Origin of the sequence: Pseudocitrobacter cyperus, assembly GCF_039889165.1 — a bacterium.
In the GTDB taxonomy this organism is placed as follows: Bacteria; Pseudomonadota; Gammaproteobacteria; order Enterobacterales; family Enterobacteriaceae; genus Pseudocitrobacter; species Pseudocitrobacter cyperus.
The window spans coordinates 18,298-42,820 of the sequence record NZ_JAYMYY010000010.1; the positions used below are offsets into that span (position 1 = coordinate 18,298).

General features: G+C 55.7%; 24 protein-coding genes. 12 read left to right on the forward strand and 12 right to left on the reverse strand.

The annotated features are described in order from the left end of the window. Positions 1-8: 8 nt before the first annotated feature. Positions 9-1,418: a DNA recombination protein RmuC gene (gene rmuC / locus VSR74_RS21305; RefSeq protein ID WP_347796553.1), complete on the reverse strand. Its 1,410-nt coding sequence runs from the start codon at positions 1,416-1,418 to the stop codon at positions 9-11. Between the two features lie 213 nt (positions 1,419-1,631). Between rmuC and VSR74_RS21310 the strand changes: the two genes are divergently transcribed. Genes VSR74_RS21310 through VSR74_RS21335 form a run of 6 tightly spaced genes read left to right on the forward strand, consistent with a single transcriptional unit; the run spans position 1,632 to position 7,022 of the window. Next, positions 1,632-2,381 (forward strand): IclR family transcriptional regulator, encoded by a 750-nt coding sequence (locus tag VSR74_RS21310; protein WP_347796554.1) that lies wholly within the window; start codon positions 1,632-1,634, stop codon positions 2,379-2,381. A gap of 30 nt (positions 2,382-2,411) precedes the next feature. Further along, positions 2,412-3,362 (forward strand): 2-dehydro-3-deoxygalactonokinase, encoded by a 951-nt coding sequence (locus VSR74_RS21315; RefSeq protein ID WP_347796555.1) that lies wholly within the window; start codon positions 2,412-2,414, stop codon positions 3,360-3,362. A 13-nt stretch (positions 3,363-3,375) separates the two neighbouring features. Continuing rightward, positions 3,376-4,002 (forward strand): 2-dehydro-3-deoxy-6-phosphogalactonate aldolase, encoded by a 627-nt coding sequence (locus VSR74_RS21320; protein ID WP_347796556.1) that lies wholly within the window; start codon positions 3,376-3,378, stop codon positions 4,000-4,002. A gap of 38 nt (positions 4,003-4,040) precedes the next feature. After that, positions 4,041-5,015, forward strand: a complete 975-nt coding sequence (locus VSR74_RS21325) for a Bug family tripartite tricarboxylate transporter substrate binding protein (RefSeq protein WP_347796557.1) — start codon at positions 4,041-4,043, stop codon at positions 5,013-5,015. A gap of 15 nt (positions 5,016-5,030) precedes the next feature. Beyond that, positions 5,031-5,519: a tripartite tricarboxylate transporter TctB family protein gene (locus VSR74_RS21330; RefSeq protein ID WP_347796558.1), complete on the forward strand. Its 489-nt coding sequence runs from the start codon at positions 5,031-5,033 to the stop codon at positions 5,517-5,519. A 12-nt stretch (positions 5,520-5,531) separates the two neighbouring features. Further along, the gene (locus VSR74_RS21335; protein ID WP_347796559.1) at positions 5,532-7,022 is read left to right on the forward strand and encodes a tripartite tricarboxylate transporter permease; all 1,491 of its coding nucleotides are present in this window, start codon (positions 5,532-5,534) and stop codon (positions 7,020-7,022) included. Positions 7,023-7,063: 41 nt separating this feature from the next. Here the strand turns inward: VSR74_RS21335 and udp are convergent, their stop codons facing one another. Then, entirely contained in the window at positions 7,064-7,825 is a 762-nt protein-coding gene (gene udp, locus VSR74_RS21340; RefSeq protein ID WP_347796560.1) for a uridine phosphorylase, read from the reverse strand. 251 nt (positions 7,826-8,076) lie between these two features. On the opposite strand from udp, the gene VSR74_RS21345 reads away from it, so the two are divergent. Further along, the gene (locus tag VSR74_RS21345) at positions 8,077-8,883 is read left to right on the forward strand and encodes a dienelactone hydrolase family protein (RefSeq protein ID WP_347796561.1); all 807 of its coding nucleotides are present in this window, start codon (positions 8,077-8,079) and stop codon (positions 8,881-8,883) included. Positions 8,884-8,926: 43 nt separating this feature from the next. Here the strand turns inward: VSR74_RS21345 and metE are convergent, their stop codons facing one another. Continuing rightward, positions 8,927-11,188, reverse strand: coding sequence for a 5-methyltetrahydropteroyltriglutamate--homocysteine S-methyltransferase (gene metE / locus VSR74_RS21350; protein ID WP_347796562.1), 2,262 nt, complete (start codon positions 11,186-11,188; stop codon positions 8,927-8,929). Positions 11,189-11,305: 117 nt separating this feature from the next. Between metE and metR the strand changes: the two genes are divergently transcribed. After that, positions 11,306-12,259, forward strand: coding sequence for an HTH-type transcriptional regulator MetR (gene metR, locus VSR74_RS21355; protein ID WP_347796563.1), 954 nt, complete (start codon positions 11,306-11,308; stop codon positions 12,257-12,259). Here metR and bioP read toward each other — a convergent pair. From bioP to pldB, 3 genes are all read right to left on the reverse strand, one after another. Next, the gene (gene bioP / locus VSR74_RS21360) at positions 12,147-13,046 is read right to left on the reverse strand and encodes a biotin transporter (protein ID WP_347796564.1); all 900 of its coding nucleotides are present in this window, start codon (positions 13,044-13,046) and stop codon (positions 12,147-12,149) included. The genes metR and bioP overlap by 113 nt on opposite strands. 85 nt (positions 13,047-13,131) lie before the next feature. Beyond that, positions 13,132-13,932 (reverse strand): sugar/pyridoxal phosphate phosphatase YigL, encoded by an 801-nt coding sequence (yigL, locus tag VSR74_RS21365; RefSeq protein WP_347796565.1) that lies wholly within the window; start codon positions 13,930-13,932, stop codon positions 13,132-13,134. A gap of 41 nt (positions 13,933-13,973) precedes the next feature. Next, a complete protein-coding gene (pldB, locus tag VSR74_RS21370; RefSeq protein WP_347796566.1) occupies positions 13,974-14,966 on the reverse strand; it encodes a lysophospholipase L2 in 993 nt (330 codons plus the stop codon). 109 nt (positions 14,967-15,075) lie between these two features. Between pldB and rhtB the strand changes: the two genes are divergently transcribed. Together rhtB and VSR74_RS21380 are read left to right on the forward strand one after the other, a co-directional pair. After that, a complete protein-coding gene (rhtB, locus tag VSR74_RS21375; protein WP_347796567.1) occupies positions 15,076-15,696 on the forward strand; it encodes a homoserine/homoserine lactone efflux protein in 621 nt (206 codons plus the stop codon). Next, positions 15,693-15,842 carry a hypothetical protein gene (locus tag VSR74_RS21380; protein WP_411914277.1) on the forward strand — a complete coding sequence of 50 codons (150 nt, stop codon included), beginning with the start codon at positions 15,693-15,695 and terminating at the stop codon, positions 15,840-15,842. The genes rhtB and VSR74_RS21380 overlap by 4 nt, the downstream gene beginning before the upstream one ends. Positions 15,843-15,883: 41 nt before the next feature. On the opposite strand, the gene rhtC is transcribed toward VSR74_RS21380, so the two are convergent. From rhtC to pldA, 3 genes are all read right to left on the reverse strand, one after another. Continuing rightward, positions 15,884-16,504, reverse strand: a complete 621-nt coding sequence (rhtC, locus tag VSR74_RS21385) for a threonine export protein RhtC (protein WP_347796568.1) — start codon at positions 16,502-16,504, stop codon at positions 15,884-15,886. Positions 16,505-16,564: 60 nt separating this feature from the next. Continuing rightward, positions 16,565-18,394, reverse strand: coding sequence for an ATP-dependent DNA helicase RecQ (gene recQ / locus VSR74_RS21390; RefSeq protein WP_347796569.1), 1,830 nt, complete (start codon positions 18,392-18,394; stop codon positions 16,565-16,567). Positions 18,395-18,512: 118 nt separating this feature from the next. Beyond that, complete coding sequence (gene pldA / locus VSR74_RS21395; protein WP_347796570.1) at positions 18,513-19,379, reverse strand: phospholipase A; 867 nt, start codon at positions 19,377-19,379, stop codon at positions 18,513-18,515. 160 nt (positions 19,380-19,539) lie between these two features. On the opposite strand from pldA, the gene yigI reads away from it, so the two are divergent. Together yigI and rarD are read left to right on the forward strand one after the other, a co-directional pair. After that, entirely contained in the window at positions 19,540-20,007 is a 468-nt protein-coding gene (yigI, locus tag VSR74_RS21400; RefSeq protein WP_347796571.1) for an acyl-CoA thioesterase YigI, read from the forward strand. Between the two features lie 50 nt (positions 20,008-20,057). Beyond that, on the forward strand, positions 20,058-20,951 hold the full coding sequence (rarD, locus tag VSR74_RS21405) for an EamA family transporter RarD (RefSeq protein WP_347796572.1): 894 nt from the start codon (positions 20,058-20,060) through the stop codon (positions 20,949-20,951). 38 nt (positions 20,952-20,989) lie between these two features. On the opposite strand, the gene corA is transcribed toward rarD, so the two are convergent. The 3 genes from corA to uvrD all read right to left on the reverse strand — a co-directional run bounded on the left by corA (position 20,990) and on the right by uvrD (position 24,461). Beyond that, entirely contained in the window at positions 20,990-21,940 is a 951-nt protein-coding gene (corA, locus tag VSR74_RS21410; protein ID WP_347796573.1) for a magnesium/cobalt transporter CorA, read from the reverse strand. Positions 21,941-22,093: 153 nt separating this feature from the next. Beyond that, positions 22,094-22,150: a YsgD/CorL family protein gene (gene ysgD, locus VSR74_RS23280; RefSeq protein ID WP_350435819.1), complete on the reverse strand. Its 57-nt coding sequence runs from the start codon at positions 22,148-22,150 to the stop codon at positions 22,094-22,096. Between the two features lie 148 nt (positions 22,151-22,298). Next, positions 22,299-24,461, reverse strand: a complete 2,163-nt coding sequence (uvrD, locus tag VSR74_RS21415) for a DNA helicase II (protein ID WP_347796574.1) — start codon at positions 24,459-24,461, stop codon at positions 22,299-22,301. Positions 24,462-24,523 lie beyond the last annotated feature (62 nt).

The window sequence follows — 24,523 nt, forward strand, 5'->3', positions numbered from 1 at the left end:
AAACAGGGTCAACCGTTTTCCACCGCTAAAGGATCATCATCGTTAGAATCCCCCCCTTGCCGCAGCCGAAACTCATCATCCTGCGCCGTGGCCTGCTCGACTAAATCCGGATTAATCTCGCGTTTTACCTCTACCCCCAGGTGGCGGAAGGCCTCTGTTTGCGCCAACAAATTCCCCCGTCCTGAGGAGAGTTTTTTCATCGCCTGACGATAGTTATCCTGCGCTTTATCGAGGCTCTGCCCAATGGCAGACATATCATCAATAAACAGGCGCATTTTGTCATACAGACGGCTCGCCCGTTCCGCGATTTGCTGTGCATTACGGCTCTGGTGTTCATAGCGCCAGAGGTTCGCAATGGTACGTAGCGCTACCAACAACGTAGTAGGACTTACCAGCATAATGTTATTTTTTAAAGCTTCATTGATCAGTTCGGGCTGTCTGTCTAATGCCAGTAAAAAGGCGGGTTCAACGGGGATAAACATCAGGACGTAATCCAGGCTTCGTAGCCCCGGAAGTTGTTGGTAGTCTTTGCGCCCCAGCAGACGGATATGGTTGCGAACTGCGGCGATGTGCTCCTGCAGTGCCAGCTCGCGGGTATAGTCATCTTCCGCGTTGAAGTAACGTTCATACGCCACCAGCGTCATTTTGGCATCGACAACGACATCTTTGCCCTGAGGCAGGCGAACAATGACGTCCGGCTGCATGCGGGCGCGAGTATCGGTTTCGATACTGACCTGAGTTTCGTATTCGTAACCTTCACGCAAGCCAGATGCTTCCAGCACGCGCGTCAGCACCACTTCTCCCCAGTTGCCCTGCGTTTTATTGTCGCCTTTTAACGCGCGCGTCAGGTTGACGGCTTCACGCGTCATCTGTTCATTCAGTTGTTGCAGGTTACGAATCTCATGGGCGAGCGTATGACGTTCTTTCGCTTCCTGGCCAAAACTGTCCTGCACCTGGCGACGAAAACCATCAAGCTGCTCGCGCAGCGGCGTCAGTAAACTATTCAGGCTCTGGCGGTTTTGTTCATCAACGCGACGATTGCTGTGTTCAAAGATACGGTTAGCCAGGTTTTCGAACTGCTCGCTCAGGCGCTGCTCGCTGTTGATCATCTGGCGAATTTTGTCTTCCGCGTGATGCTGCGTTGCTTCCAGCCGCGTTGTCACCTCGCGAAGGTCTGCTTCCAGCGAGGTGTTGATTTCACGCAGGCTGCGCAACTCGTTATTCAGCAAGTCGCACTCATCACGCCAGTGGGTGTTCTGTGCAAGCGCCTGCTTCGCAGCGCTCAGTTCGCCATAGATATCACGTTCCTCAGCAAACTGCTCCGCTCGCTGTTGTGCTACGCGATAGCTGGCGGCCAGCCAACCCAGCGCAATACCCGCCAGTGCGACCAATACATAAATAAGAATGGCGATATCCACAATGCCCCCTGCATGAACAACTTATGGCAAAAGTAGAATTGTGCTGTATAGATGTCCAGTTGGAAAGGCATTTCCTGCGAGGATGTACGCAAATATCTCAACAAATTCCCACATATCGGGATGCCATCTTATTTGTTGGGATTTTGTGCGCTGTATCACCGTCACCTCTAATGGCATGAAACAAAATCGCCACAAATCAAAGGGGTTAAACAGATGGTTAGCGCAATTAAACACTCGGCGGGAACCCAAACACTGCTCCGTGGACTGGCGGTCATTAATGCGGTCGAAGCAGGGTGCAAAGACCTTAAATCTATCAGTGAATTTACCGCCACACCGCGAAGCACAACGCACCGGCTGCTTTCCGCCCTGGTGGAATTACGTTATATGCGTTATGCACCCGGAGCGGGTTATAGCCTGGGCGCAAAACTCATCGAACTTGGCGCGAAGGCGCTTGATAGCATCTCGCTACCTGCACTGGCGCGTCCATGGCTGCATGAGTTAGCACAGGCGACCAAAGACACGGTTCATCTGGGCATTCGTGATGGCGATGAAGTGCTTTATCTGGAGAAAATAAACAGCCAGCGCGGGCTGGAAATGCGCTCGCGTCCAGGGCACAGAATGCCGCTGGCGCTGACGGGCATCGGTAAAGCATTACTGCTTAACGATGACCAGGAGACACTGCAAACACTATTTCTACGCCAGGGCGATGAGCAGTTTCTGGATCGCTTCCTTGCCAGCATGTATCGCTATGCGAAATCCGGCTATGCTTTTGATTTAGAAGAAAATGAACCCACTATTCGCTGCGTTGCAGCACCGGTATTTGATGCCAGTAACCGCCTGATTGCCGCCATCTCCGTTGCCAGCACGGCGACTTATATGTCCCGCGATCGCATGGATCAGCTCATTCCGCTGGTGCAGTCCTGTGCACGACAGATATCCGCAGAAGTCGGTTGGGCAGAGTAACGACACATCAGGGAGGAAAAAACATCACCTATGGACAAACAAACCCGTTTACTGGCGCTGGACTGGGGCACAACATCCCTTCGCGCCTATCGGCTCGGCGACCAGGCGCAACCGCTTGAATGCCGGGAGCTCCCCTGGGGCATTATGAAGTTGCCCACCGGCAACGGCGGGCGCGAGGAGGCATTCCGGCAAGCGTTTTTCGCCGCCTGCGAAGGCTGGCTGTCAACCACGACGCGCCATGAGATCATCGCCTGCGGCATGATCGGCAGCGCGCAGGGCTGGAAAGAAGCCGCCTATCTGCACTGCCCGACCAGCCTGACGGAGCTTGCCGGCCAGCTATGCCAGGTGGCGATTTCGCCCACGGTACGGCTGTCGATTATTCCCGGACTGGCGATTTATGGCAGCGATCCCGAAGTGATGCGCGGCGAAGAGACGCAGATTTTCGGCATCCTCAGCGAGGATCCAAACGCGACAGGCGAACACATTATCGGCATGCCGGGCACCCATTCCAAATGGGCGCTCACGCAGCGCGATAGCGTCAGCGAATTTCACACCTTTATGACCGGCGAAGTCTACGAGGCGCTGCGCAGCCACACCATTCTGGGCGTCACCATGCAACCCGCACAGGAGACTGACTGGCAGGCGTTTGACGACGGCGTGGCAACCGCAATGCGCCAGGCCGACACAGGGCTGCTCTCCACCCTGTTTTCCACCCGCACCCGGCTGCTGGCCGGGCAACTCTCCGCGCAGCAGCAGCCGGACTACCTCTCCGGCCTGCTCATCGGTCACGAATTTATCGGCCTGCGCCGGACGCTGCTGGCGAAACGGCAAACACCTATCACGCTGACAGGCAACCCCCTGCTGTGCGCGCGTTATCAACGCGCTTTTCAGCAGGTGGGGGGCACGCAGCCCATCAGCTACAGCGCTCAGGCGACCGTGACGGGGCTCTGGCAGATAGCCCTGCGCGCTGGCCTTCTCTAACGGAGAAAGTGTAATGGATTTAAACGCTTGCATTAAAGAACATGGACTTATCGCCATTCTGCGCGGGATACACCCCCGCGAGGCGGAGGAGATCGGCCTTACGCTCTATGAAGAGGGTTTTCGGATTATCGAAGTACCGCTTAACTCCCCCTCTCCCTGCGACAGCATCCGGGCGTTGCGCCAGGCGCTGCCGCAGGATTGCCTCATCGGCGCAGGCACAGTGCTCACGGCCCAGCAGGCCGCGGCAGTGAAACAGGCGGGCGGGCAGCTCATCGTGATGCCGCACAGCGATCCCGCCGTTATCGACGCCGCCAAAGCCGCCGGGCTCTTCTGCGCGCCCGGCGTCGCGACATTAACCGAGGCGTTTGCCGCCGTCGCTCGCGGTGCGGACGCGATAAAAATATTCCCTGCGGAACAGATTACCCCGGCGATCGTCAGGGCCTGGCGAGCCGTATTCCCACGACATATCCCGCTGCTTCCGGTCGGCGGGATAACTCCGGAAGGCATGGCGGATTACCTCGCCGTCGGCGCAAATGGCTTCGGCCTTGGCGGGGCGCTGTATAAACCCGGAAACAGTGCATCGGATGTTCGCCAGGCCGCCAGGCAGTTTATGCAGGCGTGGCGGCAGTGCCAACCTTAAGCGCACCACCACTTCTTACAACAAAAAAAGGGACGACCATGTTGAAGCATCTCTCTTACCCAGTAAAAATGTTATCCGCAACGCTGTTTGCCGGCGCGTTATTAACGACGCCGCCGGTAACGGCAGCAGCCTACCCCACTAAACAGATCGACCTCATCGTACCCTACGCCGCAGGCGGCGGGACTGACCTGGTCGCTCGCGCCTTCGCCGACGCAGCAAAACCGCATCTGCCGGTGAGCATTGGCGTCATTAATAAACCCGGCGGCGGGGGAGCCATTGGTTTTAGCGAAATCGCCACCGCCCGGCCAAATGGTTATAAAGTCGGGCTGGGAACCGTGGAGCTGACCACGCTGCCAAGCCTCGGGATGGTCAGCTTCAAAACCGATAGCTTTAAACCCATCGCCCGTCTTAACGCCGATCCTGCTGCCATTACCGTGCGGGCCGACGCGCCGTGGAACACCATCGACGAGTTCCTGCAATGGGCGAAAGAGAACCCCGGCAAAGTTCGTATCGGCAACTCCGGAACCGGCGCCATCTGGCATCTGGCGGCCGCGGCGCTGGAAGATAAAGCCAGCGTTAAGTTCAGTCATGTTCCTTACGACGGCGCCGCGCCAGCGGTGACTGGCCTGCTGGGCGGCCATATTGAAGCCGTCGCCGTCAGCCCTGGCGAGGTCATCAACCAGGTCAGCGCTGGCAAGCTGAAAACACTGGTGGTGATGGCGGATGAGCGGGTGAAAAGCATGCCGAGCGTGCCGACGCTGAAAGAGAAAGGTATCGACCTGTCGATTGGCACCTGGCGCGGTTTGATCGTGCCTAAAAATACGCCGCAGGATGTCGTCGATGTTCTGGCCGCCGCAGCGAAAGCGACCGCCGACGAGCCCGCGTTTCAGGATGCGCTGAACAAGCTGAATCTGAACTACGCCTGGCTCGATAGCGCAGCGTTCCAGCAGCAGATTAACGAACAGCAGCTCTATTTTGCCGAATTACTGACCAGACTCGGTCTGAAAAAATAACGGGCAGGTGCGGTTATGTCGACGAAAGCGGAAATCGTACCGCATCGCCGGGTCTCCCCTGCTGTGGCAAGCGTGGGCGTTCTGCTTTGCGTAATTGCGTGCGCGGTTATCGTTACCGCGCGCCAGTTCCCGGCAACGGCGATCGAAACGGATATTGGCGCGGGCGCCTTTCCCCGTTTTTATGCTGGCTTGCTGGTGGCGCTGGCTGCTGCGCTGGTCGCCAGCAACTATCTGACGAGCGGCATAACGCCCCACGCTCATGAGCCGCTGCGCTACGGACGCGTGGCGGCGGGGGTTGGGATCACCGCCGGATACATTGTGTTATTAAGCTTTGCGGGCTACCTCATCAGCACGCCCCTTTTCTTAATCGCGCTGATGGGCGTGATGAACCGTCAGCGCCTCTGGTTAAAGCCGGCGATCGCCCTCGTCATCACGTTCGCGTTATGGCTGCTTTTTTCCGTGGCGCTACAGGTTCCGTTGCCTGTGGGTTCCCTCTTCGAGTAAATGGAGCCGGATATGTTTAGTAGTGATTTGTTATTACAGGGTGTCGATCATTTACTCGCCAACCCAATGGCGCTCCTGCTGGCCTCTTTCGGCGTACTCCTGGGGATCATGATTGGCGCCCTGCCCGGCCTGACCGCAACCATGGGGGTGGCGATTTTGCTGCCCTTTACCTACGGGATGGATCCCATCTCCGGGCTGTTGATGATTTGCGGGGTATTTTTCGGCGGCGTCTATGGCGGCTCCATCACCGCCATCTTGTTAAAGATCCCCGGAACGCCCGCCGCCGCCGCGACGGCGATCGACGGCTACGAGCTAACGCTACAGGGGAAAGCCGGTATGGCGCTCAGCGCCGCCACCTTTTCCTCTTTTAGCGGCGGCATACTGAGCATCATCGTACTGATGTTTCTCGCCCCGGTGCTGGCCGGCTGGGCGCTGGAGTTCAGCGCCTCGGAGTCCTTTGCGCTGGCGATCTTCGGCCTGAGCATCATTGCCAGCATTTCCGGCGCATCGCTGATCAAGGGGCTGATTTCCGGCGTCGGCGGCCTGCTCATCGCCACCATCGGGCTGGATCCGATGGGCGGTTTTCCCCGCTTTACCGGCGGTTTCGTCGAACTGATGAATGTACCGTTTATTCCGGTGATGATCGGCCTGTTCGCCGCCTCGGAAGCGTTCAAATCGATGGAAAAGGATCATACGCTTGAGCAAAATATGAAGGCCGTTATCGGCAGTATCCTGCTGCCGTGGCATATCATCCGCCGCCTTTTGGTGACTATTCTCCGTTCTGCCGGGCTGGGTATGTTTATCGGCATGATCCCCGGCGCGGGTTCGGATATTGCGGCGTTCGTCGCCTATAACGAAACCAAACGCTTTAGCAAGACGCCGGAAAACTTCGGCAAAGGGGAAATCACCGCCGTTTCGTCCTGCGAGGCCGGAGCGAACGGCTGTACCGGCGGCGCATTACTGCCGATGCTGACGCTGGGCATTCCCGGCGATGCGGTGACCGCCATTATGCTCGGCGCGCTGACGCTTCAGGGCATGCAGCCCGGCCCGCTGATGTTTACCGAACACGGCGACATGGTGTACACGCTGTTTATCGGGATGATCTTTTGCTACTTCATGCTGCTGATTCTGGGGCTGTTATCGCTGAAAGTGGTGAGCAATGTGGTGAAAATTCCCGGCCATATTCTCACGCCGCTGATCCTCGCTCTGTGCGTCGTTGGCACCTATGCGCTTAATAACAGTGTGTTTGATGTGGGGATTATGCTGATTGCGGGTATTGTGGGTTATTTCATGCAGAAAGGTGGTTACCCTGCCTCGCCAGTCGTGCTGGCGTTGATTATGGGGCCGATGGCGGAAAGTAACCTGCGCCGGGCGCTGTCGCTCTCTGCCGGAAGCTGGGATTTTCTCTACACCCGCCCCATCACGCTGGCGCTGTTAAGCCTGGCGCTCGTTACGCTGGCTACGCCTATTGCGCGTGGGTTATGGAAATTTCGCCACGCATAAAAATCGCGCCCCCCAGGCACACAACCCGAGGGGCGTTTTTTTTACAGCAGGCGACGCGCCGCTTCCACCACGATTTTCACCGCGTGGCTTTCGGTCTGTTTCATCGTCTCAGCGTTCGGGATCTCCTGCTGAGTACGGTTCACAATCACGCCTGCAACCATCCCTGCGCGCAGCCCCTGGCTGGAACACATGGTCAGCAGCGTTGCCGATTCCATCTCATAGTTCATCACGCCCATCGACTGCCACTCTTCCATGGAACCTTTGAAGCGGCTGACCACGCGGCCGGAGAAGGTGTCGTAACGCTCCTGGCCTGGGTAAAAGGTGTCGGAAGAGGCGGTTACGCCAACGTGGGTGGTCGCGCCAATCTCTTTGGCCGCCGCCACCAGCGCGGTGGTGCACTCGAAATCAGCCACCGCCGGGTATTCCATCGGCGCAAAGTGCAGGCTCGCACCATCGAGGCGAACGGATGCAGTAGTCACCAGCACATCGCCAACGTTGATATTCGGTTGAATTGCGCCGGTGGTGCCAACGCGCAGGAATGTGCGAATGCCCAGTTGCGCCAGCTCTTCTACCGCGATAGACGTAGACGGGCCGCCGATACCGGTGGAGCACACAATCACCGGCTTGCCATCAAGCTCGGCACGCCAGGAGGTAAATTCTCGGTGGGATGCCAGTTTGACCGGCTTATCCATCAGCGCGGCGATCTTTTCCACACGCTCCGGGTCGCCAGGGACGATCGCGAGCGTAGCCCCTTGTAAATCGTTTTTGGTGAGGCCGAGATGAAAAACATCAGACTTAGACATAGAAAACTCCTCTGTGGATCGGGTTTGTCAGAAGAAGCAAAAAGCCACTTTACAGAAGACAATGACAACATTTCGTGACCTCCGTCACCAGGAATTAAAAATATTGCAGCAAATTCCATTCAAAAAGTGATTCACATCACATTAACAAGTTATATCTTCCGTTGTTGCACAAAAATCGCCCGTATTCAGGCACTGTGATTTGTCTATATTAAAGAAGCGCTAAAAGCTCATTTTAAGGTACGGAGAATGCCATGACCAACAACCAACCTGGGTTCGCACCTGCCGCATCGCCTCACGCCTCTACTACTGTTCACACATCAGACGAGGCGATTGTCGCGGGCGAAACATCCATTCCTTCTCAGGGCGACCTTCTGCCTGCTTACCATGCCCGCCCGAAACAGAGCGATGGCCCGCTTCCGGTGGTAATCGTAGTGCAGGAGATTTTTGGCGTCCATGAACACATCCGCGATATCTGTCGTCGCCTGGCGCTGGAAGGTTATCTGGCTGTTGCACCAGAGCTTTATTTTCGACAGGGCGATCCTAACGATTACGCCGACATCCCCACCCTTTTCAATAACCTGGTCAGCAAAGTCCCCGATGCGCAGGTACTGGCCGACCTCGATCACGTCGCTAACTGGGCTTCGCGCAATGGCGGCGATGCCAGCCGTTTGCTGATCACCGGCTTCTGCTGGGGCGGACGCATCGCGTGGCTGTACGCCGCGCATAACCCGCAATTAAAAGCCGCCGTGGCATGGTACGGCAAGCTGGTTGGCGATAAATCGCTGAACTCGCCAAAGCAACCGGTAGATATCGCCGTTGACCTCAATGCACCGGTGCTAGGTCTGTATGGCGGGCAGGACACGGGGATCCCGGTTGATAGCGTAGAGACAATGCGCCAGGCGCTGCGGGCGGCCAATGCCAGAGCCGAAATCATTGTCTACCCGGATGCCGGGCATGCGTTTAATGCTGATTATCGCCCGAGCTATCACGAAGAATCTGCAAAAGATGGCTGGCAGCGCATGCTGGAATGGTTTGCGCAGTATGGCGGGAAGAAATAAGCGTATTGCCCGGTAACGCTTTCGCTTACCGGGCCTGTTCATTTTACCCCTGGCGCAGGTTCTGCGCCGCCTGCACCATGTTCGCCAGCGCGGCGCGGGTTTCTGGCCAGCCGCGGGTTTTCAGACCGCAGTCCGGGTTGACCCACAAACGTTCGGCCGGAATACGTTGCGCGGCTTTCTTCAACAGGGCTTCAATCCACTCCACGCTCGGGACGTTTGGCGAGTGAATATCATACACACCCGGGCCGATTTCATTTGGATAATCAAACTCTTCGAACGACTCCAGCAGCTCCATGTCGGAACGTGAAGTTTCGATAGTAATAACATCCGCATCCAAAGCAGCAATCGAATCCATGATGTCGTTGAACTCGCAGTAACACATGTGAGTGTGGATTTGCGTGTCGTCCTTCGCCACAGCGGCGTTGATACGGAAAGCCTCCACGCCCCATGCCAGATAGGCGTCCCAATCACTACGGCGCAACGGTAAGCCTTCGCGCAGCGCCGGTTCGTCGATCTGAATAATGCCAATGCCCGCCGCTTCCAGATCCGCCACTTCATCGCGCAGCGCCAGAGCAATCTGTTTGGCGATGGTTTCGCGGCTAACATCTTCGCGCGGGAAAGACCAGCAGAGAATAGTGACCGGGCCAGTCAACATGCCTTTTACCGGTTTGTCGGTCAGAGACTGCGCATATTTCGCCCATTCTACGGTAATCGCTTCCGGGCGACTCACGTCACCAATCACCACAGGCGGTTTTACACAGCGCGAACCATAGCTCTGTACCCAGCCGTTCTGCGTGAAAACAAAGCCATCAAGATGCTCGCCAAAATATTCCACCATATCGTTACGTTCGGCTTCGCCGTGCACCAAAACATCCAGTCCTAAACGTTCCTGCTCCACAATCGCCTGCTTGATGTGCCCGGCGATACCGGTGCGGTAGTTGTTGGCATCAAGATTGCCCTTTTTGAAGTCCAGACGCAGGCCGCGGATTTCCGTAGTTTGCGGGAAAGAACCAATGGTCGTGGTCGGCCAGGCAGGCAGCTTAAAGCGGGCACGCTGCGCTTCGGCGCGCACTTCGTAAGCGTTTGTGCGCTGGCTATCGTGAGCGGTAATCGCTGCCAGACGTTTTTCCACCGCCGAATTATGTACGCGTGTTGAGTGGCGGCGTGCCTGAATCGGCGCACTCCACTCAATCAGTTTCGCGGTGTCGCCACTGTTCAGCGCATCGCGCAGCAACGCCAGTTCACCGCATTTTTGCAGGGCGAAGGCAAACCAGCTCTTCACTTCCGCGTCCAGCCGCGTTTCAACGCTGAGATCGATTGGACTGTGCAATAGCGAGCAGGACGACGCAACCCACAGATCACGTTTACCGACGATCCCCTTAATTTGCGCATATTTTTCGGTGAGATCGGCACGCCAGACGTTACGGCCGTTTACCAGACCCGCCGAGAGCAGCCAGTTGGACGGCAAACGGTTGTGCAACGCTTCTACATCATCTTTACCGTGAACCAGATCAACGTGCAGACCCTGCACCGGCAACGCGGTGATGGTTTCCAGATTCGGCGTAACGCCTTCAAAATAGGTGGTCAGCAGCAGCTTTACCGGGCTCTGAAGCGCATCGTAGGCAGGTTTGAAAGCATCCAGCCATGCCTGCGGGAGTTCCAGCACCAGGGCGGGTTCATCGATTTGCACCCATTCAATCCCGCGTTCCGCCAGCCCGGCCAGTACCTGCTGGTATACCGGCAGGATGTCGCTCAGCAGGCTCAGGCGATCAAACTGCTCGCCCTTCACTTTACCCAGCCACAGGTAAGTAACCGGCCCAAGCAGCACAGGTTTCACTTTGTGGCCGAGCGCCAGCGCTTCGTCCACTTCATCCAGCAACTGCGTCCAGGTCAGTTTGAACTGCTGACCCTTAACGAACTCCGGCACCATATAGTGGTAGTTGGTGTTAAACCATTTTGTCATTTCCGCCGCCGCCGCAGGTTCACCGGTTGGTGCGCGGCCACGGCCAATACGGAACAGCGTGTCGATGTCTACCGAGCCATCGTTATTCTGATGACGAGCCGGAACATTACCCAGCAGCAGGCTGGTGGTCAAAACATGGTCGTACCAGGCGAAATCCCCCACCGGCAGCAGGTCGATACCCGCCTGTTTCTGCTGCTCCCAGTGACGGGCGCGCAGTTCGCGCCCCACTGCCAGCAGTTCTTCACGGGAGGCATTACCCGCCCAGTAGCTCTCTTGTGCTTTTTTCAGCTCGCGACGCAGGCCAACGCGAGGGAAACCGAGGGTGTGATTAAGAATTGTCATGGTATGCCCCTTGTGGAATTTTTAGTATTTAGCCGTCCAGATGTTTACACATCCATAATCGACAGGTACTGTATATTCCTCAAGCGCAAATTGTTCATGCCGAAGTGAAGGACTTTCATGATCGAAGTAAAACATCTGAAAACGCTGCAAGCGTTGCGGAATTGCGGGTCGCTCGCCGCTGCGGCGGCTACGCTGCATCAGACCCAGTCCGCCCTTTCCCACCAGTTCAGCGATCTGGAACAGCGCCTTGGCTTTCGGCTATTTGTACGTAAGAGCCAGCCGCTGCGCTTTACGCCGCAGGGTGAAATTCTGCTCCAGTTGGCAAACCAGGTGCTGCCGCAAATCAGCCAGGCACTTCAGGCCTGTAACGAGCCGCAACAGGCACGTCTGCGTATCGCCATTGAGTGCCATAGCTGTATTCAGTGGCTGACGCCTGCACTGGAAAGCTTCCATAAAAACTGGCCGCAGGTTGAGATGGATTTTAAATCCGGCGTTACGTTTGACCCACAGCCGGCATTACAGCAGGGTGAGCTGGATCTGGTCATGACCTCCGATATTCTGCCTCGCAGCGGGCTGCACTATTCGCCAATGTTTGATTACGAAGTCCGCCTGGTGCTGGCGCCTGACCATCCGCTGGCCACGAAAACGCGTATCACGCCGGAAGATATGGCCAACGAAACGCTGCTGATCTACCCGGTACAGCGCACCCGTCTGGATATCTGGCGCCATTTCCTGCAACCGGCAGGCGTCAGCCCGTCGCTGAAAAGCGTCGATAACACATTATTGTTGATTCAGATGGTTGCCGCCCGAATGGGCATTGCCGCGCTGCCGCACTGGGTGGTGGAGAGTTTCGAGCGCCAGGGTCTGGTGGTGACAAAAACGCTGGGCGAGGGATTATGGAGCCGACTGTACGCCGCCGTGCGCGATGGCGAGCAGCATCAGCCGGTAACGGAAGCGTTTATTCGTTCAGCGCGGAATCACGCCTGCGATCATCTGCCTTTTGTGAAGAACGCGGAGCGACCCACTTTCGATGTACCCACAGCGAAGCCAGGATCACCAGCGCGCCTGTGATAAAGGTCGGCCAGTGCGGCTGTTTATGCCAGATAGCCAGGTTAACCAGCAGCCCGGCCGGTACGTGCATATTATTCATAATGCCGAGCGTTCCGGCGTCTACCTGGGTGGCGCCGTAGTTCCACATGAAGTAACCAATCCCTGATGCCACCACACCAAGAAACACCAGAATCCCCCATTGCAGCGTGGTCTCCGGCATCTTCTGCGCGTTGCCCAGCAGCGACCACGCAACAATAGCCACCAGAAACGCGCCAAGATAAAACCAGGCAAAAGCGTTGTGCTGCGGCATCGGGCGGATTTCCATCAGGCGTTTGTAGCCCACCATGCCAATCGCGAACGTGATATTGGAGAGCTGCACCAGCAGCAGGCCGATCCAGAAGTGATTGGTGACTTGATCATAGCGAATGATCCCGGCGCCAATTACCGCCAGCAGCGCACTAAACGCGTAACCCCAACGCAAGCGACGCCTGCTCATCAGGTCATAAATCAGGGTGATATAGAGCGGCGTCAGCACGGTAAAGAGCAACAGTTCGGAAACGGTCAGATAGAGATAGGCGCGGAAACTGAGCATATACATAATGCCAAGCTGCATCGCCCCCACCAGCATGTATAAACCGACCGTTTTAACGCTATTACCACGAGTACGCAGAAACGGCAGAAATACCAGCGCCGCCAGGCCAACGCGCATCAGCACGGCAAAATAGCTGTCGACGTGTCCGGCCAGATATTCGCCGTAAAAGCTAAAAGAGAAAGCCCACAGAATAGTGGTGATAATGAGTAGCGCCACAATGAATGTCTCTCAGGAAGATGAACACGCATTGTAGCGAAGAGATGGGTTGACGACTGAGCAATAAATACTCAATCGTCATTTTTTAAGCAAGATACAGTTTACGCAGGTAGTGCGGCACAGCATCATCCGCGTTAGAACCAATCACTTCCAGCTCCGGGTGCAGATCCTTCAGACGCTGATGCGCTCCGGCCATAATGCAGCCTTTTCCCGCCATTGACAGCATCTCGGCATCGTTCATGCCATCGCCAAAGGCGATGCAGTCTTTCAGGCTATAACCCAGTTTTTTCGCCACCGCTTCCAGCGCATGGCCTTTGGAGACACCGCCCGCCATCACTTCCAGGCAGGTGAGCGTTGAGAAGCTGACGTTCACACGGTCGCCCCAGCGCGCATTAATCGCCTGCTCCAGCGGCAATAAGACTTCGTGATTATCGCTGGTGAAAAAGACCTTGCTCACACCTTCCGGCTCCAGCAGACCCGGTTCGAAGAGCTGGTAGTTAAACACCGCTTCTTTGAAGAAACGCATCTCTTCCGGGCGATGGCGGTTCATAAACCATTCATCATTGCGATAAACATTGGTGATGATATCGGGGCTGGTGTGCATCACCCCAAAAAGGTCGGCCGCGATATCGCGATCGAGGTTATGCGCAAACAGCAAATTACCATCGGTGTCGTGTACACGTGCACCATTGGAGGTGATCATGTAGGCCTCAATCCCGAGATTATCGCGGATCTGCCCCACATCGATGTGGTGGCGACCAGTCGCAAACACGAAATGAAGCCCTTTTTCGGTCAGCAATTTCAGCGTCTCTTTCGCATAGGGCGTAAGGCGATGATCGGGAGAGAGGAGCGTGCCATCTAAATCAGATGCAACAACCTGGTACATAAGAAAGTTCTACCTTTAAGCCTGGCGGCATAAATGCCGGTTTAAGTGTGTCGATAGAAAAAATCGACGATAGCTTTGAGTGCGACCGAGCGCATGGCGTCCTTTTCGAAAAGGATCTCATGGTACGCGCCCTGGATGACCAGCGGTTTACCCCCTTCACAGGGATGCCCCGCCTCGGAGCGAAGTTCACAATAACGGTGGTGCATGCGGTTATCCACCACACGTTCTTCTTCTGCCTGAATGATGAGCGTCGGCAGCGTATCGTCTGGCGCGCCAGCGATAATCTGCTCGCCCGCAATAATGCCCTCGCGAACCCAGTGATAGGTGGGCCCGCCCACGCGCAGACGCGGCTCATCGGCATAAAAACGCAGATTACGCCGATAACGCTGGCGGCTGTGCGTCAGGACATTGAGGCTAAACGGCAGCGCACGCCAGCGCCCGGTGCCAATAGCATACCCTTCCCGAAGACGCTGATGGCCCTCAGCCCAATCGAGAATATGGCGGATCATCCATTCCGGCAGACGCATGATAATACCGAACATCGGCGCACAAAGCGCGAGTGCATCACACTGATGCGGATAGCGTTGTAAAAACAGCGTAGCAATCGCACCGCCCATCGAGTGCGCAAGGATAAACCGTTTACGCCAATGACCGGGCGCGACTTCCTGTTCCCAGAATGCCGCCAGATCGTCCACATAATCGCTGAATTTTACCACATGGCCACGGTGCGTGTCCGATAGCATACGACCTGAACGACCTTGCCCCCGGTGGTCGATTATCAAAACATCGAACCCACTATGGAAGAGATCGTAAGCCAGTTCGGCATACTTAACGTAGCTTTCGATACGACCGGGACAAATAACAACAACGCGATCGTGATGCTCGGAGCAAAAGCGAACGAAGCGTACCGCAACGTTATCCACGCCACGAAACTCAGCCTCTTCACGCTGACGCCAGAAATCTGTCAGCGGCCCCATCGCAAACGCCGCAAACGCGTTTTCTCTTGTATCCCAGTCCTTTTGCTGCTGAAACATCGGGCTTCCACCCCTGCTAACCGCTGAAAATCGTTTTTTTGTGGGGCCTGACACAACACCCATACAATAGCGTATTGTGGCATAAAAACAGATACCCAGGGAGATTCTCATGACCTTTGAGTGGTGGTTCGCCTACCTGCTAACCTCGATTATTCTCAGCCTGTCGCCGGGCTCCGGCGCGATCAACACCATGACCACATCCATTAGCCACGGCTATCGCGGCGCGGTCGCGTCGATCGCGGGGTTGCAGACTGGATTGGGTATTCACATCGTTCTGGTCGGTGTGGGGTTAGGCACGTTGTTCTCTCGTTCCGTGCTCGCCTTTGAAGTACTGAAATGGGCGGGGGCAGCCTATCTTATCTGGCTCGGCATCCAACAGTGGCGGGCAGCGGGCGCTATCGACCTGAATACGCTGGCGCAATCTCAGTCACGCTCGCGTCTTTACAGGCGCGCCGTGTTCGTCAACCTGACCAACCCCAAAAGCATCGTCTTCCTGGCGGCGCTGTTCCCACAGTTTATCGTGCCCCATCAGCCACAGGTAATGCAGTATGTGGTGCTCGGCATCACCACCATTGTGGTCGATATTATTGTGATGATTGGCTATGCCACCCTCGCACAACGAATCGCGAGCTGGATTAAAGGCCCACGCCAGATGAAGGCGCTAAACAAAGTATTTGGCTCGTTGTTTATGCTGGTTGGCGCGCTGCTGGCGTCGGCCAGACATGCGTGAAAGGAAGACGGGAAGGGCGTAAAGAAGGTAAACAACTCGCCCTTCTCGACGTCGCAAAAGCCATGCTGCAGCGCGGGTTTGATTTTCAGACCATCATGGAAATGACCGGCCTTTCGCAGGACGACCTTAAACAGCTTCAGCACTAAGCCAATAACCCACCCCGATGCCGCCAGGGTGGGTCAAACACTCAGCGCGAAATAATTAAATGAATGCCGAAGCCCGCGAACAGCGTACCAGCAAAGCCGTCAATCCACTTCGCCGCTTTCTGGTATCCGCGACGCATCGCCGGCAGTGCGAACAGGCTCGCTACTACGGTAAACCATGCCAGCGTTTCGAGGATGATCATCAGGAATATGCCCCAGCGCGCATCCGCGCCGACGCTGTCACCGACGAACAGTGAGAACACCGAGCCGAAGTAAATAATTGCTTTCGGGTTTGCCAGGTTGGTCAGCAGCCCTTTCATAAAGCTACGGCCGCTCTTTGCCAGTTCTACCTGCGGTTCTTGTGCGTTGTGAGTCTCTTTTTTCAACGCGCTGCGCAGCATCTGATACCCCATCCAGCACAGATACAGGCCACCACCCACCATAATAATGGTGTGCAGCCACGCCATTTTCTCGATGATCAGGTTCAAACCAAGCAACGCCACGCCAGCCCACACCATCACACCACAGGTAATGCCAAGCACACCCATCATCGCTTCTTTACGGGAGCGACTGATCGCGGTCTGCGACACGAAAAAGAAGTCCGGGCCCGGGCTCATCAAGGCAATGATGTGTACCAGCGCCACGGTCAGAAACAGAGTTAACATAACGTACTCGCGGGGAATAATTCAGTGAGCATCCATATTGGCACTTTTTATGCCCGATGACTACTCATCATCATCGCCATCGACGTGCGCGCGGATCAGCGCCATAAACTCTTTGCCAAAGCGCTCCAGCTTACGCATCCCCACACCGTTAACACTGAGCATTTCGCTGGCGGATACGGGCATCTGCTCTGCCATTTCAATCAGTGTCGCATCGTTGAAGACCACGTATGGCGGAATGTTTTCTTCATCGGCAATGGCTTTACGCAGCTTGCGCAGTTTGGCGAACAGTTTTCGGTCATAGTTACCGACTGCGGCTTTCTGCATCACACGTGGCTTGAGAGCAACAATACGCGGCACCGCCAGCATCAACGGAATTTCGCCTCGCACGACAGGACGCGCCGCATCCGTCAGTTGTAAAGCCGAGTGCTGAGCAATGTTCTGCATCGCAAAGCCCAAATGAATCAACTGGCGAATCACGCTCACCCAGTGCTCATGGCTCTTCTCGCGCCCCATGCCATACACTTTCAGTTTGTCGTGACCAAATTCGCGGATACGCTGGTTATTGGCGCCGCGAATAACCTCGACCACGTAGCCCATACCAAAGCGTTGATTCACCCGATAGATAGTGGAAAGTGCGATTTGCGCGTCCTGTAAGCCATCGTACTGCTTCGGGGGATCGAGGCAGATATCGCAGTTACCGCATGGCTCCTGACGCCCTTCGCCAAAGTAGTTCAGCAGCACCAGACGACGGCAGGTTTGCGCTTCGGCAAAGGCGCCCATCGCGTTGAGCTTATGCCGTTCGATATCCTGTAGCGGCCCGGCGGGTTTCTCTTCCAGGCAACGGCGCAACCACGCCATATCTGCCGGATCGTAAAACAGCATCGCTTCTGCGGGCAGGCCATCACGTCCGGCGCGCCCCGTTTCCTGGTAGTAGGATTCGATGTTGCGCGGAATGTCGAAATGCACAACAAAACGCACGTTGGGCTTGTTGATCCCCATACCGAATGCCACGGTGGCAACGACGATTTGCAAATCATCGCGCTGAAATTTCTCCTGCACATCGGCACGTACCGTATTTTCCAGCCCGGCATGATACGCCGCCGCGCTGATTCCCCGGCTTTGCAGACGCGCTGCGGTGTCTTCCACTTTTGAACGGCTGTTACAGTAGATGATGCCCGATTTCCCGCGCTGCTCCTGCACATAGCGCATGAGCTGATCGAGCGGCTTAAACTTTTCCATCAACATGTAGCGAATATTCGGGCGGTCGAAGCTGCTCACCTGAATTAACGGATCGTTCAGCCCCAGCAGGCGAACAATATCGCGGCGGGTAGTGTCATCCGCCGTCGCGGTAAGCGCCATAAACGGCAGCGCAGGAAAACGCTGGCGAAGCTGGCCTAATGCGGCATATTCCGGGCGGAAATCATGCCCCCACTGAGAAATACAGTGCGCCTCATCCACCGCCAGCATCACCGGGTTCCAGTGGGCGAGATGTTCGAGGAAGTTATCCAGCATCAGGCGTTCCGGCGCGATATAGAGCAAACGAATCTGCCCGGTACGACAACCCGCCATCACTTCCTGCTGCTGCTCGCGGCTCTGCGTTGAGTTAATGCAGGCCGCCGCCACGCCATTGGCGATCAACTGATCGACCTGGTCTTTCATCAGCGAGATCAATGGCGAGACCACCACCGTCAGGCCGTTAAGTACCAGCGCGGGAATTTGATAGCAGAGCGACTTACCGCCGCCGGTGGGCATCACGACCAGACAATCGCGCCCTTCAAGCACGGTATCAATGATGTTTTCCTGGCCCGGGCGGAACTGCTGGTAGCCAAAGGTTTCCTGCAAAACCTGTTTAGCCAGCGATTCCTGATTTAATACTTCCGCCTGTGCCACATTGACTCCGTTTACCGAAAAATAAAAACAGGCGCTATTTTCAGCGCCTGCGTTCTAAACTGCAACGTTTTAGACAAATTCCTTCGGCCATGCTCGCAACAACGAAGGAAAGCCTGCGTTAAAACAGATCGTTAAGCATCACACCCACGCCTACGCGCGTCTGATTGAAATTGTAGTCAATCAACGATTCGCCATAGCCGCTATAAACCTGCGTATAAAGGCGAACATGTTTGCTGACAGGATAGCTCACGCCCACTTCCGCGCCGCCGTAGCCGGTGTTCCAGTTGTACTGGCCCTGCGCGCTTAGCACAGCATCCCCCAACTGATAACCGACTTTCAGGCGATAGTAGCCCATATATTTGGTGATATCCGGGTTATCGCTGGAGTTGCCCAGCACGTACCAGGGTTTTACCTCCACCAGCCAGTTGCCGTTCTGCGCCATTAAACGCGTATAGAGGCGGTTCCAGCTACGGGAAGTAGGTTCGGAACGACCGTTTGAATCATGGTTAAAACCAAATTCCACATCGCGTAATGTCCAGCCCGCCCACGAGTAATCAGTGGCAAAGCCGAGGAACAACTGCGGTTCGTAATTGGTTTCACGGAACGGCGCGGACTCATCACTGTTAGACAACTGCCACCAGGAGCGCTGGGTATAAGAGGCGCCCAGCACAGAGTTATCGCCCAGGATACCGCGCCACAGCGGGAAGGCGAGGCTCAACTGGAATTTTACTTCGTCTTTGCGTGCGTGTTCAGCCCAGTCATAAGAACTGATGGCCTCTTTATTAACATCGCTGGTCCAGGTGTAAAGCAGATAGTTGCTTTCATACGGGTAAAGCGTGAAGGGATTATCATGCTCCTGTAACAGGTTGGCGATAATACTCCCTTTGACGGCTGGGGTGTCGTGAACCGATTTAATTGTCGCTTCCTGCGCGAACGCTGAAACAGGCAGCACTGCCGCCAATAACCAACTCCGGGTGAGCTGCATCAGTCATGTTCTCCTGAACAATAAATATATATTTCGAATGTTTGCATGGCACTCATTCTACATACTTACCTATTTGTTGTTCAGTAATCCATTCCTAATCTGGAAAACAACATTTCACAGGCATAAAATCAACATTTCGTTAACTATTGTAAGGGTTGTTATGTCTGCTGAACTCACCGCCGATGCCGCGCTTAAGCTGGTCGGAGAAATCTTTGTTTATCACATGCCGTTCAACCGGGCGCTTGGCCTGGAGCTGGAGCGCTATGAAAAAGAGTTCGCCAAACTCAACTTTAACAACCAGCCGATGATGGTCGGTAACTGGGCGCAGAGTATTCTGCACGGCGGCGTAATCGCGTCTGCGCTGGATGTCGCAGCAGGCCTGGTGTGTGTGGGCAGCACGCTAACCCGCCACGACACGATCAACGAAGAGGAGTTACGCCAGCGCCTCTCCCGTATGGGCACCATCGATTTGCGCGTCGACTATTTACGCCCAGGCCGCGGCAATCGCTTCACTGCCACCAGCACTCTGCTGCGCGCAGGTAACAAAGTTGCCGTCGCGCGCGTTGAGTTGCACAACGAAGAGCAGGTACACATTGCCAGCGCAACTGCCACATATATGGTGGGTTAAACAGTAAAATCGGGTAAAATCAGTTTACTTTTTTGTAACGGATGATTCCGATGGATGCCAAACAGACGCGGCAGGGCGTACTTCTCGCTCTCGCCGCTTATTTTATTTGGGGTATTGCTCCGGCGTACTTCAAGCTTATCTATTACGTACCCGCGGATGAGATCCTGACTCACCGTGTGATCTGGTCTTTCTTCTTCATGGTGGCGCTGATTAGCATTAGCCGTCAGTGGCCGATGGTAAAAACGCTGCTGCAAACGCCGAAGAAAATTTTCATGCTGGCGCTTTCCGCCGTGCTGATTGGCGGCAACTGGCTACTGTTTATCTGGGCGGTAAATAATCACCATATGCTGGAAGCGAGCCTGGGGTACTTTATCAACCCGCTGGTGAATATCCTGCTGGGGATGATTTTTCTTGGCGAGCGCTTCCGCCGGATGCAGTGGCTGGCGGTCGTCCTCGCCGCCTGCGGCGTGCTGGTGCAGCTCTGGACGTTTGGTTCATTGCCGATTATCGCCCTGGGGCTGGCGTTCAGCTTCGCGTTTTACGGCCTGGTGCGCAAAAAAATTGCCGTCGATGCGCAAACCGGCATGCTGTTTGAAACCCTGTGGCTACTGCCGGTGGCAGCCATCTATCTGTTTGGTATCGCCGATAGCGCCACCAGTCACATGGGCAGTAACAGTTTGTCGTTGAACCTGTTGCTGGTTGCCGCGGGCGTGGTGACGACGATTCCGTTGCTCTGTTTCACCGGTGCAGCAACCCGTTTACGCTTATCGACGCTGGGCTTCTTCCAGTATATCGGCCCAACCCTGATGTTTATCCTGGCGGTGACCTTCTACGGTGAAACGCCAGGTGCCGATAAAATGGTGACATTTGCCTTTATCTGGGTGGCACTGGCGATCTTTATTATGGATGCGGTGTATACGCAGCGGCGGGGACGCCGGGGATAACCGTTTGCCGGATGGCGCAACGCCATCCGGCAACATCCTTACAACCAGTTCTTCCGCTTAAAGTACAGATACGGCGCCAGGCCCGCGAGCATCATAAAGATAATCGCGCCAGGGTAGCCGAAGCTCCACTTCAGCTCCGGCATGAACTCGAAGTTCATCCCGTAGCTGGAGGCCACAAGCGTCGGCGGCAGGAAGACCACGGATACCACCGAGAAGATCTTGATGATGCGGTTCTGCTCAATGTTGATAAAACCCATCGCCGCCTGCATCAGGAAGTTGACCTTCTGGAACAGTGATTCGTTGTGCGGCAGCAGGGATTCGATATCTCGCAGGATCTCGCGCGCCTGCTCCAGTTGCACCGCCGGTAAGCGCGCCTTGCGCACCAGGAAGTTCAGCGCGCGCTGCGTATCCATCAGACACAAACGTACCTTCCAGCCAATATCTTCCAGTTCTGCCAGCGTCGAGAGCGCCTCGTCATATTCATCACCTTGATGACCTTCCATGATGACGCGGCTCAGTTTTTCCAGATCGCTGTAGATGTTTTCGATTTCATCCGCAAGTTGCTCAATCTTGGTTTCGAACAGATCGAGCAGCAGTTCGTAGGCGTTACCGTCAACCATTGACTGGTTACGGGCGCGCATACGGTAAAGACGAAACGCGGGCAGTTCACGTTCGCGCAGGGTGAAAAGCCGCCCTTCGCGGATGGTGAATGCGACGGTAGAGTTACCTGCGTGATCGTCCGCGTCTTCATAAAAGAAGAAGGAGTGGATATGCAGGCCGTCTTCATCTTCAAAGAAACGCGCGGATGCTTCGATGTCTTCCAGTTCGGGGCGCGTGGCCAGGTTCTGACCCAATTCCTTTTGCACACGGTTTCGTTCTTCATCGTCAGGTTCGACTAAATCAACCCACACCGAACTGGCGAGATGATTGATTTCATCCGCCTCAAGACGTGTTAAACGATTTTTTTCCAGTTGAAATGCGCTCAGCATGACCGGGACTCCCAATGCAAAAAATTATCGGACAGCCGGTGGGCACACAGAAACAAATTGGGTTTCAGACCATTAAACAGCCTGACTCATTGCGACGGGGAAATGACACGAGTCGCCGACAACCGCTAAGGCTATCAGCATAAGAGGATAGCCTTAGGAGTTGTTCCTGAATGACAGGAGAGTGAGCCAGCATCTACTGGGTGTGTCCAAGGCATTTGTCCTCTTAGCGTAATCGTGCGCGCATGTTACGCCAGCAAAAAAACCGCGTCAACACGCAACGGAATGCTAAATGGTAAGATTTACCTCATTCACTGTAAGGCTAGCAGACCCTCAAAAAATAACGATATTTTTCGGATAGTTAGACCGTTTCCAGCTTCGCGTATGCCGCGACCAGCCATTTGATGCCTTGCCCCTGGAATGCCACCTGTAAGCGACTGTGTTCGCCACTGCCCTCCAGGTTAACGATCGTGCCCTCACCAAACTTAGCGTGGCGCACGCGCTGACCGAGTTTGTAACCCGTATCGTTCTCCGCTATCGGCGTCCCCATGCGTTGATGACTCACCGGGCGGCTGACGGTCGCGCGCAGGCGCACCTCTTCCACGCAGTTTTCCGGTAATTCCCCGATGAAACGAGACGGACGGTGATACACCTCTTTACCGTACAAGCGGCGAGTTTCGGCGTAGGTTAAGGTCAGTTTTTGCATCGCGCGCGTCACGCCAACGTAGGCCAGACGGCGCTCCTCTTCCAGACGTCCGCCCTCTTCCAGCGACATCTGGCTCGGGAACATGCCTTCTTCCATACCGACGATAAACACCTGTGGGAACTCCAGCCCTTTCGCTGAGTGCAGCGTCATCAGTTGCACCGCATCCTGCCAGGTATCCGCCTGCCCTTCCCCCGCTTCCAGCGCGGCATGAGAGAGGAATGCCTGCAGCGGCATTAAATCTTCGTCTTCTTCGTTGTACGCAAACTGGCGCGTTGCCGTCACCAGTTCATCTAAGTTTTCGATTCGCGTCTGGCCCTTTTCGCCTTTTTCCTGCTCGTACATCATGCGCAGGCCGGAGTCTTTCACTACGCGGTCTGTCTGCACGTGCAGCGGCATATCTGCCGTTTCCTGCGCCAGGGCATCAATCAGTTCCATAAAGCGCTGTAATGCGCTTGCAGCGCGCCCTGCCAGCGCTTTTTCCTGCAACAGCTCGCGGCAAGACTGCCACAGCGTGAGCTGGCGATCGCGGGAGGTCTGGCGCACCACATCAAGGGTGCGGTCGCCGATACCACGCGTCGGGGTGTTGACCACGCGTTCAAACGCCGCGTCATCATTGCGGTTGGCGATCAGGCGCAGATAAGAGAGCGCATCTTTGATTTCCTGGCGTTCGAAGAATCGCATACCGCCGTAAATGCGATACGGCATGCTCGCCTGAAGTAACGCCTCTTCCAGCACGCGCGACTGGGCGTTGCTGCGATATAGAATGGCACACTGATCCAGCGCGCCGCCGTTGTCCTGCCAGGTTTTGATGCGATTGACCACGAAGCGCGCTTCGTCGAGCTCGTTGAAGGCGCAATAGAGCGAAATCGGCTCGCCATCCGCACCGTCAGTCCACAGTTTTTTACCGAGACGCCCGTTGTTGTTTTCAATCAGGGCGTTGGCCGCGCTCAGAATGTTGCTGGTAGAACGGTAGTTCTGCTCCAGACGGATAGTTTCAGCACCGGGGAAATCGTTCAGGAAGCGCTGGATGTTTTCCACCTGCGCACCACGCCAGCCGTAGATTGACTGGTCATCATCGCCGACGATCATCACTTTGCCGGTATCGCCCGCCAGCAGACGGATCCATGCGTACTGAATATTGTTGGTATCCTGAAATTCGTCGACCAGGATATTGGTGAAGCGTTCACGGTAGTGTTGAAGGATGTGCGGCTTGTTGAGCCACAGTTCGTGGGCTCGCAGCAGCAGCTCGGCAAAATCCACCAGGCCTGCGCGATCGCAGGCTTCCTGATAGGCCTGATAAACCTTCTGCCAGGTTTGTTCGACCGGATTGCCGTAGCTCTGAATGTGGTGCGGGCGCAGCCCTTCGTCTTTCTGGCTGTTGATGTACCACATCGCCTGACGCGGCGGCCACTGCTTCTCGTCGAGGTTCATCGCTTTGATCAGACGCTTCAGCAGGCGCAGTTGGTCTTCACTATCAAGGATTTGAAAATCCTGCGGCAGATTGGCGTCCAGGTGGTGCGCGCGCAATAAGCGGTGCGCCAGCCCGTGGAAGGTGCCAACCCACATGCCGCCCTGCGTGGTGCCCATCAGTTGCCCGATACGGTGGCGCATCTCCGCCGCCGCTTTGTTGGTAAACGTCACTGCCATGATGGAATACGGCGAGCAGTTTTCCACGGTCATCAGCCAGGCGATACGGTGCACCAGCACACGCGTCTTACCACTGCCCGCCCCAGCCAGCACCAGCATGTTAGTGCGCGAGGCGGCGACGGCTTCGCGCTGTTTGTCATTAAGGCTGTCGAGCAGGTAAGAAACGTCCATTGATGGCACCGTGTGTAGAGCGGACGACACATGTCCCCCGCAAAAACCCTGTTGATTTATAC